Annotated in this window: 20 protein-coding genes and 1 other RNA gene; 7 read left to right on the plus strand and 14 right to left on the minus strand. The window is 64.6% G+C overall.

Annotated elements, in window-relative coordinates; all coding sequences use genetic code 11:
• The first annotated feature begins 73 nt into the window (after positions 1-73).
• Both AC1DRD_RS19105 and AC1DRD_RS19110 read left to right on the plus strand, forming a co-directional pair.
• Positions 74-547 (plus strand): NUDIX domain-containing protein, encoded by a 474-nt coding sequence (locus AC1DRD_RS19105; RefSeq protein ID WP_478042647.1) that lies wholly within the window; start codon positions 74-76, stop codon positions 545-547.
• Between the two features lie 219 nt (positions 548-766).
• Positions 767-1,267: a hypothetical protein gene (locus tag AC1DRD_RS19110; protein ID WP_478042648.1), complete on the plus strand. Its 501-nt coding sequence runs from the start codon at positions 767-769 to the stop codon at positions 1,265-1,267.
• A gap of 69 nt (positions 1,268-1,336) precedes the next feature.
• Here AC1DRD_RS19110 and AC1DRD_RS19115 read toward each other — a convergent pair whose 3' ends face one another.
• From AC1DRD_RS19115 to AC1DRD_RS19135, 5 genes are read right to left on the minus strand one after another with little or no spacing between them, the layout of a single operon-like run.
• A complete protein-coding gene (locus AC1DRD_RS19115) occupies positions 1,337-1,825 on the minus strand; it encodes an NUDIX hydrolase (RefSeq protein ID WP_478031372.1) in 489 nt (162 codons plus the stop codon).
• 56 nt (positions 1,826-1,881) lie between these two features.
• Complete coding sequence (locus AC1DRD_RS19120) at positions 1,882-2,562, minus strand: TPM domain-containing protein (protein ID WP_478031014.1); 681 nt, start codon at positions 2,560-2,562, stop codon at positions 1,882-1,884.
• Positions 2,562-3,383: a TPM domain-containing protein gene (locus AC1DRD_RS19125; protein ID WP_478031015.1), complete on the minus strand. Its 822-nt coding sequence runs from the start codon at positions 3,381-3,383 to the stop codon at positions 2,562-2,564. The genes AC1DRD_RS19120 and AC1DRD_RS19125 overlap by 1 nt, the downstream gene beginning before the upstream one ends.
• The gene (locus AC1DRD_RS19130; RefSeq protein ID WP_478042649.1) at positions 3,380-3,898 is read right to left on the minus strand and encodes a TPM domain-containing protein; all 519 of its coding nucleotides are present in this window, start codon (positions 3,896-3,898) and stop codon (positions 3,380-3,382) included. Before AC1DRD_RS19130 ends, AC1DRD_RS19125 begins: the two co-directional genes overlap by 4 nt.
• A gap of 5 nt (positions 3,899-3,903) precedes the next feature.
• Positions 3,904-4,494: a LemA family protein gene (locus AC1DRD_RS19135; RefSeq protein ID WP_478042650.1), complete on the minus strand. Its 591-nt coding sequence runs from the start codon at positions 4,492-4,494 to the stop codon at positions 3,904-3,906.
• Between the two features lie 156 nt (positions 4,495-4,650).
• Between AC1DRD_RS19135 and mscL the strand changes: the two genes are divergently transcribed.
• Positions 4,651-5,088, plus strand: coding sequence for a large conductance mechanosensitive channel protein MscL (gene mscL, locus AC1DRD_RS19140; RefSeq protein WP_478042653.1), 438 nt, complete (start codon positions 4,651-4,653; stop codon positions 5,086-5,088).
• Between the two features lie 188 nt (positions 5,089-5,276).
• On the opposite strand, the gene AC1DRD_RS19145 is transcribed toward mscL, so the two are convergent.
• A complete protein-coding gene (locus AC1DRD_RS19145; RefSeq protein ID WP_066809744.1) occupies positions 5,277-5,708 on the minus strand; it encodes an RrF2 family transcriptional regulator in 432 nt (143 codons plus the stop codon).
• 141 nt (positions 5,709-5,849) lie between these two features.
• Between AC1DRD_RS19145 and ssrA the strand changes: the two genes are divergently transcribed.
• Positions 5,850-6,192: a transfer-messenger RNA gene (gene ssrA / locus AC1DRD_RS19150) on the plus strand.
• A 44-nt stretch (positions 6,193-6,236) separates the two neighbouring features.
• Here the strand turns inward: ssrA and AC1DRD_RS19155 are convergent.
• Complete coding sequence (locus tag AC1DRD_RS19155) at positions 6,237-7,439, minus strand: histidine-type phosphatase (protein WP_478042654.1); 1,203 nt, start codon at positions 7,437-7,439, stop codon at positions 6,237-6,239.
• Between the two features lie 158 nt (positions 7,440-7,597).
• On the opposite strand from AC1DRD_RS19155, the gene AC1DRD_RS19160 reads away from it, so the two are divergent.
• Positions 7,598-8,368 carry a class II aldolase/adducin family protein gene (locus AC1DRD_RS19160; protein ID WP_478042655.1) on the plus strand — a complete coding sequence of 257 codons (771 nt, stop codon included), beginning with the start codon at positions 7,598-7,600 and terminating at the stop codon, positions 8,366-8,368.
• Positions 8,369-8,417: 49 nt separating this feature from the next.
• The gene (locus AC1DRD_RS19165; RefSeq protein WP_478042656.1) at positions 8,418-9,818 is read left to right on the plus strand and encodes a hypothetical protein; all 1,401 of its coding nucleotides are present in this window, start codon (positions 8,418-8,420) and stop codon (positions 9,816-9,818) included.
• Between the two features lie 6 nt (positions 9,819-9,824).
• Here the strand turns inward: AC1DRD_RS19165 and AC1DRD_RS19170 are convergent, their stop codons facing one another.
• The 4 genes from AC1DRD_RS19170 to AC1DRD_RS19185 form a co-directional block, all read right to left on the minus strand.
• On the minus strand, positions 9,825-10,283 hold the full coding sequence (locus AC1DRD_RS19170; RefSeq protein ID WP_478042657.1) for a DUF1003 domain-containing protein: 459 nt from the start codon (positions 10,281-10,283) through the stop codon (positions 9,825-9,827).
• A 237-nt stretch (positions 10,284-10,520) separates the two neighbouring features.
• A complete protein-coding gene (locus AC1DRD_RS19175) occupies positions 10,521-11,177 on the minus strand; it encodes a glutathione S-transferase family protein (protein WP_478042658.1) in 657 nt (218 codons plus the stop codon).
• Positions 11,178-11,181: 4 nt separating this feature from the next.
• Positions 11,182-11,610, minus strand: coding sequence for an SRPBCC family protein (locus tag AC1DRD_RS19180; RefSeq protein WP_478031030.1), 429 nt, complete (start codon positions 11,608-11,610; stop codon positions 11,182-11,184).
• The gene (locus AC1DRD_RS19185) at positions 11,610-11,945 is read right to left on the minus strand and encodes an ArsR/SmtB family transcription factor (protein WP_478031032.1); all 336 of its coding nucleotides are present in this window, start codon (positions 11,943-11,945) and stop codon (positions 11,610-11,612) included. Before AC1DRD_RS19185 ends, AC1DRD_RS19180 begins: the two co-directional genes overlap by 1 nt.
• 131 nt (positions 11,946-12,076) lie before the next feature.
• On the opposite strand from AC1DRD_RS19185, the gene AC1DRD_RS19190 reads away from it, so the two are divergent.
• On the plus strand, positions 12,077-12,625 hold the full coding sequence (locus AC1DRD_RS19190; protein ID WP_478031373.1) for a DUF4272 domain-containing protein: 549 nt from the start codon (positions 12,077-12,079) through the stop codon (positions 12,623-12,625).
• A 138-nt stretch (positions 12,626-12,763) separates the two neighbouring features.
• On the opposite strand, the gene pnp is transcribed toward AC1DRD_RS19190, so the two are convergent.
• The 3 genes from pnp to AC1DRD_RS19205 all read right to left on the minus strand — a co-directional run.
• Positions 12,764-15,103, minus strand: coding sequence for a polyribonucleotide nucleotidyltransferase (gene pnp / locus AC1DRD_RS19195; protein ID WP_478042659.1), 2,340 nt, complete (start codon positions 15,101-15,103; stop codon positions 12,764-12,766).
• Between the two features lie 189 nt (positions 15,104-15,292).
• Positions 15,293-15,562 (minus strand): 30S ribosomal protein S15, encoded by a 270-nt coding sequence (gene rpsO / locus AC1DRD_RS19200; RefSeq protein WP_478031035.1) that lies wholly within the window; start codon positions 15,560-15,562, stop codon positions 15,293-15,295.
• Between the two features lie 24 nt (positions 15,563-15,586).
• The coding region (locus AC1DRD_RS19205; RefSeq protein ID WP_478042660.1) for a tRNA pseudouridine synthase B at positions 15,587-16,212 on the minus strand (626 nt) is incomplete at its 5' end.

Genomic DNA, 16,212 nt, shown 5'->3' on the forward strand with positions numbered 1-16,212 from the left:
TACGCTCGATCCAGTTTGATTGGGTGCATTGGTAAACGCGCGCCGCAGCCGGCGCCTGCGAAGGAGGCCGGGGATGGCGTGGACGCATCGGCTGGCCGGCAAGGCCGCGCGCATCGTGTGGCGGATCACCAAGCCACGGACAATCGGGGTTCGTGCAATCCTGCTCGATCGGGGTGGTCGCATCGCGCTGGTCCGCCACACCTATATGGATCAATGGTATCTGCCCGGCGGCGGAGTGAAAAAAGGCGAGAGTATCGACGCCGCTCTATTCCGCGAGCTTGCGGAAGAAGTGGGCGTGACCGACGCCAGGATCGAGCGCATCCTCGGCGTCTATCATAGCCGGCAGGAGGGCAAGGACGACCATATCGTCATTTTCGTCGCGCAGGCCGGTCCCGATGCGAGCGCCGAGTTGCGCCGCGCCGACCTTGCCGAGATAGAAGAGGCTGGCTGGTTCGCGCCGGACGCCCTGCCCGCTCCACTGTCCCTCGCCACCGCGCGCCGGATCGCCGAATATCGGCAAGGGCTCACGGGGCTCGGCGCCTGGTAAGCCGCGGTGTGCGTCAGGGGCACGCCGCGCCAAGCGCCATCGCAATCGGGTACAGACGATCGCAAACTCTCGAATCCATAACGGCCGCTATCAGGATACAGGCCGAGTGGAGAAAACTGGGTGATAAGGCGAATATCCGCTTTCGGTCGTGGGACGTCCGTGATGGACATTGGATCAGCACGTTTTGTCCCCTATGACCGGGCTAAGCATGGGGCGCTTATGTTCACCAGAGCGATATTACTGACACTGATTTCCCTTGGAGCTGTCGCAGCCCGAGCCGACACGCTCGACAAACCCGTCATCGGCCCAAAACTAATCTGCTTCAAATACAGCACATTCTACCTCGACGAGGGCGAGAGTATCGCAGAGTTGTCTGGCTCGCCGGAAGGAATCTCGGTATCCGTCACCAGCAGGTCCGGTCACTTCTCGATTGGTGAGGGCGAGATATTCGCGCCAGCAAAAGGGCTGAAGCGCTTGGTCTACGCCAACGGAAGCACGTCGGTTTATCGCGTGCGGGGAAGGGGCGGCCGTTACGCCATCTATGGTCCGACCAGCTTCTCGAACGGCAAGCCCCGTCTCATAATATGGCTCACGGGCATAAACCTGAGGGGGCGGAAGAATGATAAAAGCGTATATAGTCGTTTTGAAATTCGGGACCCTTCAGGGCTGAAGTGCGAGCACACATTTACGTATTCCTGGGATTTTTTGCCGGAGCAGTAACGCCCGTCTCGGGCGGCTCTGTTCGCCTCCAAGAGTTAACCAATGAGTCGCTTGCCGAAATCCGGCTTTCTATGAATCTACCGCCTGATCGGAAAGCAACGATGGCCCGAGCAGCGTCAGCAGCTTGACGTCGATCGCTACACCCGCAGCGCGGCGCTCGGCGATGAAGTCTGCTATTGTCGCCGCTGGCACGCGGTGGACGATGATATTCTCATCCGGCGTCCCGCCGCCCTCGCTTACCCGCATCAGCCCTTTCGCACGGACCAAGGTGAAGCATTCGCTGACCATGCCGGGCGAGGCATAGAAGGTCCCCAAGGGGGTGCATTTGGCTGGACGATAGCCGGTTTCTTCCTCGAGCTCGCGCGCGGCCGACATTTCGGCAGTCTCGCCTTCGCTCTCGTCGCCGACCAGGCCGGCGGGCAGTTCGAGGCACGAGCGTCCCAGCGGTACGCGATATTGCTCGACGAGTATCACGTGCCCGTCGTCGATCGCGATGATGACCGCAGCCTGGACGCCACCGACGCGCCCGACATATTCCCAGCGGCCGCGTTTCTTCATTTCGAGGAAACGGCCTTTCCAGACGGTTTCCTCGGGCAGCTCCGCGTCGGTGACGCTCACAATTCGATCAGCCGGTCGGGGAGCTCGTTCACGTCGCTTTCCGTCTTGGGGAAATGTTCGGCGACGATGGTGCCGATCGCGGTCACCGCGGCGGCCATGCCGTCGCCCGGATGGCCCGCGCGCACCCGGTCGATCAGCGCCGCCATCGCCGCGCCCCAGCGTTCGGGCGGGACCTTGGCATGGATTGCTTCATCGGCGACGATCTCGGCCAGCCGCTCGTCGAGCGAGAGATAGAGCAGCACCCCGATCCGAGCGGCGGTGCGACGTTCGGCGCCGACCTTGAAATATTGGATCGCGCGGCGCCGCACCCGACGCGACCGCACCGCCTTGGGCGTCAGCGCCATCCGAAGCGGCGCCCAATAGAGCGCGCCGCGCACCAGCAGGAACACGACCGCCTCCACCACCATCAGCGCGAAGAACGACCGGCCCAGGTTGACCCCGCCCTGCCAGCCATTCTGGAACCAGGCGATCTTGTCTTCGATCGCGGTGGGATTGAGCGCGGCGATCCCCGCCACCAACAGCATCGCGACGATGCCGAGGTTGAGGCCGATATCGTGATAGGGGTCCGATCGCGGCGCCACGATGGTGACGATCTCGGCATCGGTGCCGGCTTCGGCGGCGATGACCGCCTGGGTCACTTGCTCGCGCTCGGCCGGGGTCAGGATCGGTCCGCGCATCACCAGCTCCCCGACGCGCCGCCGCCACCGAACGACCCGCCGCCGCCGGAAAAGCCGCCGCCACCGCCGCCCCAGTCGCTGCCGCCGCTGCTCCAGCTGCTCGACGACGATCCGCCGCCGCTGCCCCAGCCGCCGCCCAGCCCCGGACCCCACAGCACCACCGGCCCACGCCCGCCGCGATATTTCCGGCCGCGCGCACCGCGAAAGACGATCGGCAGCACGAAGAACAGGATGATGACGATCCAGAAGATCGCGATGAAGCCGTCCGATGACGAGCCCGATGACCGCGCCGCCTGCGGTTTAACGGCGGCCGCCTTGACTCTCGCCTCGGCGGCTTCGGGTGGCGCCTTCATCTGCTCGGCAATCGCCTGCGCCCCTGCCATGATGCCTCCCGCCATGTCGCCGGCGCGGAATTTGGGCAGGATCTGGTCATCGATGATCGTCTGCGCCAAAGCGTCGGTCATGATCGGCTCTAGCCCATAGCCGACCTCGATCCGCACTTTCCGCTCATTGGGCGCGACGATCAGGATGATGCCGTTATTGGCGTCCTTTTGCCCGATCTTCCATTCGCGGCCGAGCTTGTAGCCGTAATCCTCGATCGGATAGCCCTGCAGATCAGGAATCGTCGCCACCACGAACTGGCGTTGCGCGACATTGCCGACATCGGTCGACAGCGCCTCGAGCTGCTGCTTCTGCGCGGGGCTGAGCAGGCTCGCGGCATCGACCACGCGTCCCGACAGCGCCGGAAAGGTTTGTGCGGAGGCCAGTTGCGGGACGACCAGCAGCGCGAGCATCAGGATCAGGGCACGGAGCGTCTTCATGCGCCACCTCCCGCCGGCCCGACGTCGCGGATCACGCCATCGACGCCATTATCGATCCCGCGAACGAAATCGCCCGACCTGAATGCCGGGAGGATGTCGGTGTCGATGATCCGCTGCGCTTCGGCATTGGTGAGCGTCGTTTCCAACCCCTTGCCGATTTCGATCCGGACCTTGCGCTCGGTCGGGGCAACCACCAGCAGCACGCCGTCATTGGCGCCCTTGCGGCCGACTCCCCAATTGCTGCCGAGCGCTCGCGAATACTCCTCGATGGCATGGCCGCCCAGGGTCGGGACCGTCACGACAACGAATTGATGGCCAGTAGTGCGCTCGAGGGCATCCGATTTGGCGACGATCCGCACCTCGTCGGCTGTCGGCAGTATGTCAGCGCGGTCGACTACCCGGCCGGTCAACGCCGGGAAATCATATCCCGGCGTCGCCGTTGCGGTCCGGGCGCTCGTCGCCGGCTGGCCGCACGCGGCCAGCGCCAGCAGAACAGGGGTCAGCACCCGGATCACGCCGGTCAGTTCGTGTTGCCGAAATCGACCGTCGGGTTGGTCTCGGCGCCCGGCTGCGCCTGGAACGGGACCATCGGCTTGGCGCCATAGAAGATCTTCGCGCCGACCGCGTCGGGGAAGGTGCGGATACGCGTATTATACGCCTGGACCGCGGTGTTATAGTCCCGGATCGCGATCGTGATGCGGTTGTTGCTGCCCTCGATCTCGGTGATCAGCGAGCGGAAATTCTCCTGGCTCTTGAGATCGGGATAGGCCTCGACCGTCGCCAGCAACCGGCCGAGCGACGAGCCCAATTGGTTCTGCGCGGCCTGGAAGCTCGCGACCTTGGCCGGATCGGTCAGGTCGGTGGCGTTGACCTGGACCCGCGTCGCATTGGCGCGCGCGTTGATCACGTCGGTCAGGATCTTGCCTTCGGACGCGGCGCTGCCCTTCACCGTCGCGACGACGTTGGGAATGGTATCGGCACGCCGCTGATAGGCGGCCTGGACGTCGGCCCAGCGTGCCTTGGCATTTTCCTCCGCGGTCGGGACGGAGTTGATCCCGCAAGCCGACAGCATCGCCATGGCGGCCAGCACGATCATCGCACGAAACTTCATCGAGATATCCTCCAGTGCCCCTTGCGTGGCGGCAATGTAGTGACGCCCGGCGCCGTCGTGAAGCGGATTCGGTTGCGCGGGCGCAACGGACCGCCGCTTGCATCCATGCAATCCAGGTTTAGGCTGTGCCGCGCTGAGACAGGGAAAGACCGGATCATGTTCAAGGAATTCAAGGCGTTCATTGCCCGCGGCAACGTGCTCGATCTGGCGGTCGCGGTGATCGTCGGTGCGGCATTCGGCAAGATCGTCACCTCGCTGACCGACGACCTCATCATGCCGCTGATCGGCAAAGTCTTCGGCGGGCTCGATTTCTCGAGCCATTTCATCATCCTGTCGCCCGAAAAGGTGCCGCCGGCGCTGGCCGGATCGACCGATTACGCCGCGCTCAAGAAAGCCGGCGTCGCGTTGTTCGGCTATGGCGAGTTCATCACCGCCGCGGTCAATTTCGTGATCGTCGCGTTCATCATCTTCCTACTGGTCCGCGCGGTGAACCGCGTCGCGCCCAAGCCCGAGGAAGCCGCGCCGGCCGATCCCGCCGATGTCGTGCTGCTGCGCGAGATCCGCGACGAATTGCGGGCACGCAAGGGGGTTTAGGCTTCAACCTTCAAGACTCCCCTCCCTAGTCAAGGGAGGGGTTGGGGGTGGGTGGGCGTGTGGAAACTGCTGCGCTCGCTCCTAGGCGCAGCTAGGGTGTGGCGTCCGAAGATCAGCATCATCTCGATGGCGTTACTGAGAGCCACCCACCCCTAACCCCTCCCTTCCAGGGAGGGGAACCGGCTTGCTCAAGCGGCCGCGAGATCCTCGCTGACCGCATCGGCCAGGCTGGTACCGTCGAGGATGCGCGCGGTCTCGTCGCGGACGCGCGCCATAGCGTGACGGATCGCGCAGGCGGCTTCGTCCTTGCAATCGGCGCAGCGGCGATAGGCGGTGCGGCTGACGCAGGGGACCAGCGCCAGGGGCCCCTCGATCACGCGGATGATCTCTCCAAGCGAGATCAAATGGGTCGGGCGCGATAGGCAATAGCCGCCGGTCTTGCCGCGATGGCTATGCAGGAAGCCTGCCTCGCGCAGATCGGCCAGGATCAATTCGAGGAATTTGCGCGGGACATTGGCATGTTCGGCGATCCGGTTCATCGGGATCGGGGGGCCGCCTGCGGGCGCCTCAGCCAGATAAAGCATCGCGCGAAGCGCGTAACGGGAACGCTGCGTCAACATAATAGGTAACCTTATTACCCGATAATGTGGCGACCGAAAGGCGAAGTACAGGCAAAACTCGCGAAAAAGCGTGTTTTCTGGCCGTTTTGATATCGGCGGGAGCGGCCAGTGCCGACCATCCGCCCGAGCCGATTGCGGGCACCACTTTCCTTTAAGCGCGCGGTGCCTATATTGGGGGAGCCGGTTCGCCGGCTATGGCGATAAATGATGGCGTGCAATAGACGCAGCGGACCCGGGGGCAGTACCCGGCGGCTCCACCAGAAATGGTGGTGGATCTGGACACCGTTTCTGACGGGGCCGAACCAGGATCGACGTGTGTTGAAAAGCGCCGACGTTCGCTCAGAACGGGCCACTGTGACGGCTCATTACACAAGTGCCAACGATAACGAAGCACTCGCTATTGCGGCGTAACCCCAAGGCCTAACGGCTTAAGGTTATTCTAAAATGCGCGGTTGGACCGCACCGGGCAACAGAAGCGGATTCCAGCGGTACGGGGAGCACCGGGCAACAGAAGCTCCCCACTTACCCTTATTTCCCCGACATCACCGTCTGGAACTGCGCGAGCGTGCACAGGCCAGCGACACCGCGCGCCTTGCAGCCCGCGATCGGCAAAATCTGGCGATAGCCCGGCGCCGCGCCCGCACGGAGCTGATCGAGCGTCTGGGCGCGATAATAAGCGCGGACAAAGGCATTCCCGACGCCGTCCTTCAGCCGCTCGAAGATCACTGCTCCGCCCGGCGCAGGATCGTCGGCGGCGAAACCCGGCACGCGCCAGTGCAGGCCGAGCATCCCGCCAAGATTGGCGACATTGGTGTCGTGGCCCGAAATCATCAGCAGCTTCGGACCTTCGCCCGCCATTGCGCGCAGGATCGGCGGGGTCAGCCCGGCCATGTTCGCGGCCGCGATCGGCTTGGGCCGCGCCAGGATGGCGAATTCGAGCGCGTGGAATTCGGACAAGGCCGTGACGTCCGCCGCCGTCGCGCGGCCCCAGCCGACCTCGCGCATCGGCTTGCCGTCGGCATATTCGAGCAGCAGGATTTGCGCCGCGGTCGACGCGCGGTCGAGCGCGCCTGTGAGATCGGGACGCTTGTTCGGTGCGGCCGGCGTGATCGCGGTCTTCTCCGCGCTCACCCCGCAAACCGGCTTCTTCGCGCACAGGATCGCGTCGAGCCGGTTGAGCAACGGCCGCATCCGCGCCTCGACCACGGCGATCCCGCCCGGCCCGATCGCCTTGGCCATCGCGGCATTGGCGGCTGGCGCGTCGACCGTGCCCAGCCCCTGCTCGATCGCCGAAAAGCGCGGATCGTCGGCGCCCTGCGGCTGATGATCGATCGCCATCGTACAGCCCGGCGCCAACGTGCCGGCATAAGCCTGGGCCGTGGCGATCGTCCGCTGGTCGCTATCGGCGATCATCGCGGCATCGGGGCAACCGCGCGCGAACAGACCGGCACGCGCGTAGAAAGCGCGATCGGCGGCACCGATTGCAGCGACGGCCTGCGCGCCATGCTGGGTCAGCCAGCCGGGATTGACCGACCAGCCGGGCCAGGCATCGGCGGCATATTTGGCGGGCATGGCGGGGTTCTTGGTCGGGGGGCGGACGCCATGACGCATCATCACCACGACGCGGTCGACCATCAGCGCATCGGCCGACGTCCGCGCGGGCGCCGACGCGCCGAGGGCGAATCCCAAGCCGAGCAGCGCCGCCGCTCCGACCATCCACCGTCCCGCCATGTCGCTTCTCCCGCTGTCGCCGGCTGCTTGGCCGGCGAATGTTACAGATTCGAGAGAAGTAGCGCATTATTCCGTCGTCGAACCCAGAGCCCACCATACCCATTGTTCGATTGCGCTCGCCGAGCTAGGTTCGGCGCAACGGAATCGGAGAGGCTGACATGGCGACACTGGCACAGGTCGAGGATACCGGCATGGCCCCGGGCGAATGGGAAGCGCGGGTCGATCTCGCTGCCGCCTACCGGCTGGTTGCGCTCTACGGCTGGGACGACCTCATCTTCACCCACCTCTCGGCACGCGTGCCGGGGCCGGAGCATCATTTCCTGATCAACCCCTATGACATGATGTTCGAGGAGATCACCGCATCGAGCCTGGTCAAGATCGACGTCGAGGGCAACCCGGTCGGCAAGTCCGAGCATCCGGTCAATCCGGCAGGCTTCACCATCCATTCGGCGATCCACATGGCACGCGACGATGCGGCGGCGGTGATGCACCTCCACACCCCGCACGGCCAGGCGGTGTCGGCGATGGAATTCGGCCTGTTGCCGCATACCCAGACGGCGATGATCGCCAAGCACAATGTCGCGTACCACGACTATGAAGGCATCGCGACCGACCTCGATGAGCGCGAGCGGCTGGTGCAGGATCTCGGCGACAAGCATGCGATGATCCTGCGCAACCACGGCACGCTCGCGGTGGGCAAGACCGTCGGCGATTGCTTCCTGCGGCTCTATTTCCTCGAACGCGCGTGCCAGGCGCAGGTGATGATGCTGTCGGCCGGCTACGATCATCTCTCCAACCCGCCCCAGGGAACCGAGGAAAAGGTCGCCGGCCAGACCCCGCCCGCGGGCATGGCGATGGCGGCCGAACGGCTGGCCTGGCCGGCGTTGCTGAGGAAACTCGATCGCATCGACCCGAGCTTCCGTAACTGACCGCAACCGCGCTTGCGTCGGCGCCGGTAATCGGCGCAGACCGGCCGGCGTGCCGATCCGCTGGACCGACTATCGACTGATCGCGGCCTTGCTGCTGGCGATGGCGCTCGTGTGCGCCGCACAGGCCTATGCCTATGCCCCCGGATTGATGACCTGGGATTCGATCCGCCAATATGGCCAGGCATTGAGCGGCGATTTCGACGATTGGCATCCGCCAGCGATGGAATGGCTGTGGCGGCGCCTGTTGCCGATCGCGCATGGGCCCGCGCCGATGCTGGCGATCCAGCTCGGGCTCTATTGGGCGGCGTTTGCCGGCCTGGTCGTCTGGGCGGTGCGCGCGGGTCGGCGGCGGCTCGGCATTGCCTTGGCGATCGCCTCGGTTCTGCCGCTCCCGGTCGTGCTGATGGCGGAGATCATCAAGGACAGTTTGATGGCCGCGCTGCTGCTTGCGGCGAGCGCGATCCTGGTCGCGATCCCGACGCGCGGCAGATCCCTCGCCCGCGTGATCGCGCTGATCCTGATCGCCTGTGCGGCGACGTTGCGCTTCAACGCGCTTCCCGCCTGCCTGCCACTCGCGATCGCGCTGCTCCCGGCATCGTGGCGCGCGACGCGAATGCGGTTCGGCGCCGCGCTGCTGATCGGCGCCGCGGTGATCGCCGCCGCGCTGCCGCTCGCCAATCGAGCGGTCGGCGCCAAACCGAGCGGCGTCGGGCTGTCGCTGGTCATCTTCGACCTCGGCGGCATCACCCGGTTCAGCGGGGTCGACGCCTTTCCCGCGGACGACGATGTCGATGATCCGGTCGCGGTCAATCGCCATTGCTACAAGCCCGAGCGCTGGGATTCCTATAGCTGGTGGGTGCCCGATCCCTGCCCGCTCGGGTTCGACGCGATGGACGATCTGTTCAAGCAGAGCGGCGAGAATCCGTACCGCCACTGGCTCGGCGCGGTGCTGACGCACCCGATCGCTTATGCCGAGCATCGCCTGACGCATTTTAACATCAACATCCGCTTCCTCGTCCATGACGAGGTCGAACGCCCGGTCATGGGCCAGATCCCGCCCAATGACTGGGGCTTCCGCCTCACGCCCAATCCGGTGCTGACCTGGCTCGACCGCGGCGCGCGCTGGTCGGCGCATACGCCCTTGGGCTGGCCGGTCTGGTGGATGGCGCTGGCGATCGGATTGCTTGTCATCGCGCCCGGCCAGCCGTCGCGGCGGCTGGTCATCCCGCTGGCTTTATCGGGGCTGCTCTATGGCCTCGGCTATCTGCCGGCGAGCGTGGCGTGCGAGTTGCGCTATCACCTCTGGACTATGCTCGCGGTGCTGATCGCCGCGCTCATCGCCGCCAGTGACATGGCCGGCGGCGACATGCCGGGCCGTCACCGCATGTTCGCGGCCGCGGCGCCGGTGGTGCTCGTCACGATCCTCTGCCTGGTCTGGCGACTGACCTGAGGCGCATCACTTCGAGGCCTGCGCCATCTCGCGCAGCGCGATCGCCTCGTCTCCCGCCATTGCCAGCAGCAGGTCGATCTTCTCGTGCAGGCTGGCAATCTCCTGTTCCGAGCGCAAGTTGGTCTCGTAATCCAGCCGCATGTCGAGCCGGTCCTTCGCGGCCTGCCGGTTCTGGCTCATCATGATGATCGGCGCCTGCAGCGCGGCAAGCATCGACAGCATCAGGTTGAGGAAGATGAAGGGGAACGGGTCGAAGGCGTGGCGGACAAGAACGACCGTGTTCAGGATGGCCCAGACCACCATGAACAAGGTGAACCCGATGATGAAGTTCCACGATCCCCCGATCGCAGCGACGCGATCGGCGAGCCGGTCGCCAAAGGTCAGGCGCGCCTCGAAAACCTCGTTGACGTCGCGGACGCGCGGGACACGCCGGAAGGGGCCGGCAAAGAAACGGATTGCGTTCATAACTCACCTATTGCTGCGACCGCCCCCTGGGGGCGCCGCCGGTGAGATGAACCTCAGTTCACTCCGCCAGTCGCCTCCAGAGGGACGGTCGATCGACTATGGTCGTTGTCGGACATGGGTCCCTCTGAGAGGAAAAATGGGTTGCGACTCCAAGCGGAGCCGTGGGCGCAAGTGGTTCGGCGAGCGCGATTCGTCAACCCCGTTGCGACCAATTGTGGGGCCTGATCTCGATGCGGCTCACGGAGCGGTCCCCGCCTCGTCCGCCGCGGCGAAATGCGCCATCTGGTCGGCATGCGCCTTGACGAACGCCGGCCGCGCCGTCGCGCGCTCGACATAGCCGCGGCAGGCGGGATAGTCCGCCAGTCCGTCGAACCGATCGACCAGGCGCAGCACATCGGACATCAGGATGTCGGCAACCGAAAAGTTCCCGGCCAGCCATTCCCTGTCGCCCAGCACGATTTCCATATGCTTGAGCCGAGCCTCGAGGAAGCCATCGAAGAACTTCCGCATCGGGTTTTCGCCGGTATCGCCGGAGAACATGAAGAACGACCAGGGCTGGCTCGCGGCCTCGACCGACGCGAGTGCTGCGAACAGCCATTCCTTGGTGTCGCTTTGCCCTTGGACGTCGCTCGGCATCAGCGTGTCGCTCAAGCCGCCGAGATGAAGCAGGATGGCGCCACTCTCGAAGATCGACAGGTCGCCATCGGTCAGCCAGGGGATCTGGCCGAACGGCTGGTGCGCGAAATGCTCGGGACCGCGGTCCTTGAACGGCACGCTCGCGACGCGATAGGGCAATCCGGCTTCTTCGAGCGCCCAGCGCAAGCGTATGTCGCGCACGAAGCCGCGCGGCGGCTCGGGAACCCAATTGTAGGTGAACAGGGTCAGATCGCCCATGTCATCAGACTCCAAGGAATAGGGGTAATTTGTCGAGCAGGCCGCGCCAGCCTTGCTCATGGCTCTCGCGCTCGGCTTCGTTGGGAAGATGCTCGTGGAGCAACGTCAGTTCGGTGCCTCCGTCGATCGGCTTGAGCAGGAAGGTGACCAGTGATTCGCGCTCGCCGGGCAGATCCCAGGTGAAGACCAGCTTTCGCTCAGGAACCACTTCCCGGTAGATCCCGGTGGGATTGTGCTCGTCGCCGTTGAGCAAGCGGAACACCACGCTGAACCGGCCGCCGGGGCGCACATCCACGTCGGCACGCAGCGTCGGCCCGGCATCGGGCCCCCACCATTGGATCATCTGATCGGGCCGCGTGATCGCCGCCCAGACCTTGGCCGGCGAAGCCTTGATGCGGCGGACGATGGTCACGCTCGGCAGAGTGTCGGCCATTATTCGCCATCCTGTTCGACGTAGGCGACGAGCCGATCGATGCTCACTGTCCAGAGACGCTCGTACCGTTGCAGCCACGCCATCGCCTCCTGCATCGGCCCGACCGACAGATTGACCGACACCGTGCGCCCGGTCTTGGCCCGCGTGATCAGCCCGGCATCGGACAGCACGTCGAGATGCTTCATCATGCCGGGAAGCTTGAGCGACAAAGGTCGCGCGAGTTCGCTCACCGACAGGCCGGGCTCGTCCTTCAGCCGCAACAGGATGTGCCGTCGCGTCGGGTCGGCCAGCGCGGAAAAGGTGCGGTCGATCGCGGATGACTGATACTTCACCATGTAGCGAAGTATTGTTCATACCGTAGTTCGCGTCAACCCCAGGCACCGCCACGGATCGAAAACTCGTTATCATACATGCCGATACCGATTGGTATGACGCTGGCAGTTTGGGGGAGGCCGCATTGAACGACGTGAGTGGTTACGGGGCGGTGAGGACCGGCGAAGAAACAATGCGCCGAGCCATGTGCCTTTTCGCGGTCAGTTATGCCGCGATCCACAATGCCGTCGACAAGGGCGTGGATCTGTTGCGTGCATGGGATCTTGAGGGTTCTCTGACGCCAATAGAAAGAGGCTTTCTCACCACCGATCCTATGCCCGCCAAACAGCGCGTTGCCTTGAGCTGGCGGCGCGAGGCGATGGTCCCATTGATGTGGGCCACTGGGTTGTTCGAGATGATGCCGGAGCCGACCGACACCTTCGACTTCGAATATCTGTCCGAGTTCTGGCTCACTGTCCCGGCCGGATATTGGAAAGACGTGGAGATAAGGCCGGAAGCGGAGATTATATCTGCGACCGATCATATCCGCGACCTGCACTGGCGGCTGCGCGACGCGGAACTGCACCATCGTCCTCCGCCTCCCGGCATCGACCAGGGTGTCGTGATTGAACGCCATCATGCTCTGAACTGGCTTTGCCGATATGAGGATGATGATTGGGACGATGTCGCCACCGACACCTGAATTGCGCTGAGACCCAAACGGCAAAGCGGCCCGGGATTGCTCCCGAGCCGCTTCATCCTCCCCGGCTTTCCCGGTGTTATGCCTTTTGTCGTCCTATCGCTTTTGCGGGAAAGCGGTAGCCGCTTTCCCGCGCAAAGCTCAGTCGTCGTTGCGCTCGGTCAGGAACGCCGGCGCGAACTCGGGCTCGGGGCCTTCGTCCTTGCCGCCTTCGCTGCGCTCGCGACGCGGGCCGCGATCGCCACCACGGTCGGGACCACGGTCGCGACGCGGGCCGCGATCGCCGCCGCCGTCACGGCGCGGACCACGGTCACCGCCGCCGCTGCGCGGACCACGATCACGGTTGCCACCTTCGCGCGGCTCGCGCGGGGGACGGGTGTCCTCCAGCTCGGCGCCGGTTTCCTGGTCGACGACGCGCATCGACAGGCGAACCTTGCCGCGCGGATCGATCTCGAGGACCTTGACCTTGACTTCCTGGCCTTCGGAAACGACGTCGCCGGGCTTCTCGACCCGCTCGTTCTTCATTTCGCTGACGTGGACGAGACCGTCCTTGCCACCCATGAAGTTCACGAACGCGCCGAAGTCGACGATGTTGACGACCTTGCCGTTATAGACCTTGCCGACCTCGGGCTCCTCGACGATGCCCTTGATCCAGTTGATCGCGGCTTCGATCTGGCTGACGTCGGACGACGAGACCTTGATGATGCCCTCGTCGTCGATGTCGACCTTGGCGCCGGTGGTGGCGACGATCTCACGGATGACCTTGCCGCCGGTGCCGATGACGTCACGAATCTTGGTCTTGTCGATCGTGAAGGTCTCGATCCGCGGCGCGTGCGCCGACAGTTCCGAACGGGTGTGGTCGAGCGCCTTGGCCATTTCGCCCAGGATGTGCGCGCGGCCTTCATTGGCCTGCGCCAGCGCGACCTTCATGATCTCCTCGGTGATGCCGGCGATCTTGATGTCCATCTGAAGGCTGGTGATGCCTTCCGAGGTGCCCGCCACCTTGAAATCCATGTCGCCGAGGTGATCCTCGTCGCCCAGGATGTCGGACAGGACCGCGAAGTCCTTGCCTTCGAGGATCAGGCCCATCGCGATGCCCGAGACCGGGCGCTTGATCGGCACACCGGCGTCCATCAGGCTCAGCGAACCGCCGCACACCGTCGCCATCGACGACGAGCCGTTCGACTCGGTGATGTCGCTGGTGACGCGGATCGTGTAGGGGAACTCTTCCTTCGACGGCAGCACCGCGTGCAATGCGCGCCAGGCGAGCTTGCCATGGCCGATGTCGCGGCGGCTGGGCGCCCCGAAGCGGCCGACTTCGCCGACCGAATAAGGCGGGAAGTTATAGTGCAGCATGAAGTGTTGGTAGCTCAGGCCACCCAGCCCATCGATCATCTGCTCGGCGTCCTTGGTGCCCAGGGTCGTCGTCGCGATGGTCTGCGTCTCGCCACGCGTGAACAAGGCCGAGCCGTGCGCGCGCGGCAGGAAGTGGACTTCCGCCTCGATCGGACGGACCGTCTTGGTGTCGCGGCCGTCGATGCGGCGGCCGGTCTTGAGGATCGCGCCGCGGACGATTTCCGCTTCGAGCTTCTTGACCAGCTTCATCGCCACCATCTGCTCTTGCGGCGCCTTGTCGGCCATCGCGGCCTTGGCGGCGGCGCGAGCTTCGTTGAGCGCGTTCGAGCGGGCCGACTTGTCGACCAGCTTGTAGGCCGCGTCGATGTCCTTGCCGATCAGCTTCTTCAGCTCAGCCTTGATCGCCGAATTGTCGTCGCTGTTCTTGAGCTCCCAGGGCTCCTTGGCCGATTGCTCGGCCAGCTTGATGATCGCCTTGATGACGTCCTGCGACGCGCGGTGCGCGAACATCACGGCGCCCAGCATGACCTCTTCCGACAGCTCCTTGGCTTCGGATTCGACCATCATCACCGCGTCATGGGTGGCGGCGACGACCAGGTCGAGCTCGCCTTCGGCGATTTCGGCGTCGGTCGGGTTGAGCTGATATTCGCCGTCCTTGTAGCCGACGCGCGCGGCGCCGATCGGGCCCATGAATGGCACGCCCGAAATGGTCAGCGCGGCCGAGGCGGCGATCATCGCCAGGATGTCGGGCTCGTTCTCGCCGTCATACGACATCACCTGAGCGATGACGTTGATCTCGTTGTAGAAGCCTTCCGGGAAGAGCGGACGGATCGGGCGGTCGGTAAGACGGCTGATCAGCGTCTCGCGCTCGGTGGCGCCGCGCTCGCGCTTGAAGAAGCCGCCCGGGATACGACCCGAGGACGAGAACTTCTCCTGGTAATGGACGGTGAGCGGGAAGAAATCCTGCCCTTCCTTGACCGACTTGGCGGCCGTGACCGCGCACAACACGACGGTCTCGCCGAGGGTCGCGATCACCGCGCCGTCGGCCTGACGGGCAACCTTGCCCGTTTCGAGCGTGAGGGTCTTGCCGCCCCACTCGATGCTTACCTTCTTGGTATCGAACATTCTATTTCCTTCGTCCGGCGGCCCTATGCCTGCCGGTGCCTGAAGGGACCCCATGAAAGTAATGCTTTCATGGGAACCCAAATGAGGACCTGCCTTCAGGTCCTGGTGGCGGAGAGTTCCGCCGCCGGCCCGTACCGAATTGTACGGGGCCGAATAAGCGAAACGGCGCCCTGAGGCGCCGTCCCTGAATTACTTGCGAAGACCGAGCTTCGCGATGAGGGCGAGATAACGGTCGCCATCCGATTTGCGCAGATAATCGAGCAACGAGCGGCGCTTGTTGACCATCATCAAGAGACCGCGGCGCGAGTGATTGTCCTTCGCGTGGGTCTTGAAATGCTCGGTGAGCGTCTTGATGCGGTCGGTCAGGATAGCGACCTGGACCTCGGGGCTGCCGGTGTCGCCTTCGCCACGGGCGTGGTCCTTGATAACTGCTTCTTTGCGCTCGGGGGTAATCGACATTCTGTTTCCTTCGACATCGCGTGACTAACAATTGAACCCGCGGACGATACGGGCTTCCCCGCTTTCGACTTCCACCAACGCCACCGGGGTTTCGCCCAGCATTGCGAAGTGAAGGCCATCGTCTTCGGCAATCCCGACCAGAACGCGCCCCTGTCGGAGCGCCCCTGCCTGGTCGGGGTTGAGGGAGAGAGCCGGGATGTCGTCCAGCCCCGCCCTCAATGGCAGGAGAATCTGTTCAAGGCGCCGCGCATTAGCGGATTCGGTCAATTTGTCCAGCGATATCGCGTGGGAGAGGTCGAACGGGCCTGCCTTGACCCGTCTGAGATAAGTGACGTGGCCGACAGTGCCAAGGGCGTGTGCGATGTCGCGGGCAAGGCTGCGGATATAGGTGCCCTTGGAGACGTGGGCGGTGAGGGCGACGGCAAGAGAATGCACCGTCACGCTCCTCGTCGCGAGCACCACCTCTTCCCCCGCCCGCGCCAGATCATACGCCCGCTCGCCATCCACCTTCAGCGCCGAATAGGCCGGCGGTACCTGCTCGATCGGTCCGGTGAAGCGCGGCAGCACCGCTTCCACCTCGGCCAGCGTTGGCCGCGCATCGCTCTCCGCGATCGCAATACCCTCACCATCGAGCGTGTCGGTCTCAACCC

Source organism: Sphingomonas sp. P4_G2, from assembly GCF_056401155.1.

Excerpts from the sequence above, each read along its gene's own strand:
- pnp (WP_478042659.1), bottom strand. The coding sequence starts at position 15,103 with ATGTTCGATACCAAGAAGGTAAGCATCGAGTGGGGCGGCAAGACCCTC.
- AC1DRD_RS19160 (WP_478042655.1), top strand. The coding sequence starts at position 7,598 with ATGGCGACACTGGCACAGGTCGAGGATACCGGCATGGCCCCGGGCGAA.
- AC1DRD_RS19170 (WP_478042657.1), bottom strand. The coding sequence starts at position 10,283 with ATGAACGCAATCCGTTTCTTTGCCGGCCCCTTCCGGCGTGTCCCGCGC.
- AC1DRD_RS19115 (WP_478031372.1), bottom strand. The coding sequence starts at position 1,825 with ATGAAGAAACGCGGCCGCTGGGAATATGTCGGGCGCGTCGGTGGCGTC.
- AC1DRD_RS19155 (WP_478042654.1), bottom strand. The coding sequence starts at position 7,439 with ATGGCGGGACGGTGGATGGTCGGAGCGGCGGCGCTGCTCGGCTTGGGA.
- AC1DRD_RS19125 (WP_478031015.1), bottom strand. The coding sequence starts at position 3,383 with ATGAAGACGCTCCGTGCCCTGATCCTGATGCTCGCGCTGCTGGTCGTC.
- AC1DRD_RS19105 (WP_478042647.1), top strand. The coding sequence starts at position 74 with ATGGCGTGGACGCATCGGCTGGCCGGCAAGGCCGCGCGCATCGTGTGG.
- rpsO (WP_478031035.1), bottom strand. The coding sequence starts at position 15,562 with ATGTCGATTACCCCCGAGCGCAAAGAAGCAGTTATCAAGGACCACGCC.
- AC1DRD_RS19185 (WP_478031032.1), bottom strand. The coding sequence starts at position 11,945 with ATGGTGAAGTATCAGTCATCCGCGATCGACCGCACCTTTTCCGCGCTG.
- AC1DRD_RS19180 (WP_478031030.1), bottom strand. The coding sequence starts at position 11,610 with ATGGCCGACACTCTGCCGAGCGTGACCATCGTCCGCCGCATCAAGGCT.
- AC1DRD_RS19175 (WP_478042658.1), bottom strand. The coding sequence starts at position 11,177 with ATGGGCGATCTGACCCTGTTCACCTACAATTGGGTTCCCGAGCCGCCG.
- mscL (WP_478042653.1), top strand. The coding sequence starts at position 4,651 with ATGTTCAAGGAATTCAAGGCGTTCATTGCCCGCGGCAACGTGCTCGAT.
- AC1DRD_RS19110 (WP_478042648.1), top strand. The coding sequence starts at position 767 with ATGTTCACCAGAGCGATATTACTGACACTGATTTCCCTTGGAGCTGTC.
- AC1DRD_RS19120 (WP_478031014.1), bottom strand. The coding sequence starts at position 2,562 with ATGCGCGGACCGATCCTGACCCCGGCCGAGCGCGAGCAAGTGACCCAG.
- AC1DRD_RS19135 (WP_478042650.1), bottom strand. The coding sequence starts at position 4,494 with ATGAAGTTTCGTGCGATGATCGTGCTGGCCGCCATGGCGATGCTGTCG.
- AC1DRD_RS19145 (WP_066809744.1), bottom strand. The coding sequence starts at position 5,708 with ATGTTGACGCAGCGTTCCCGTTACGCGCTTCGCGCGATGCTTTATCTG.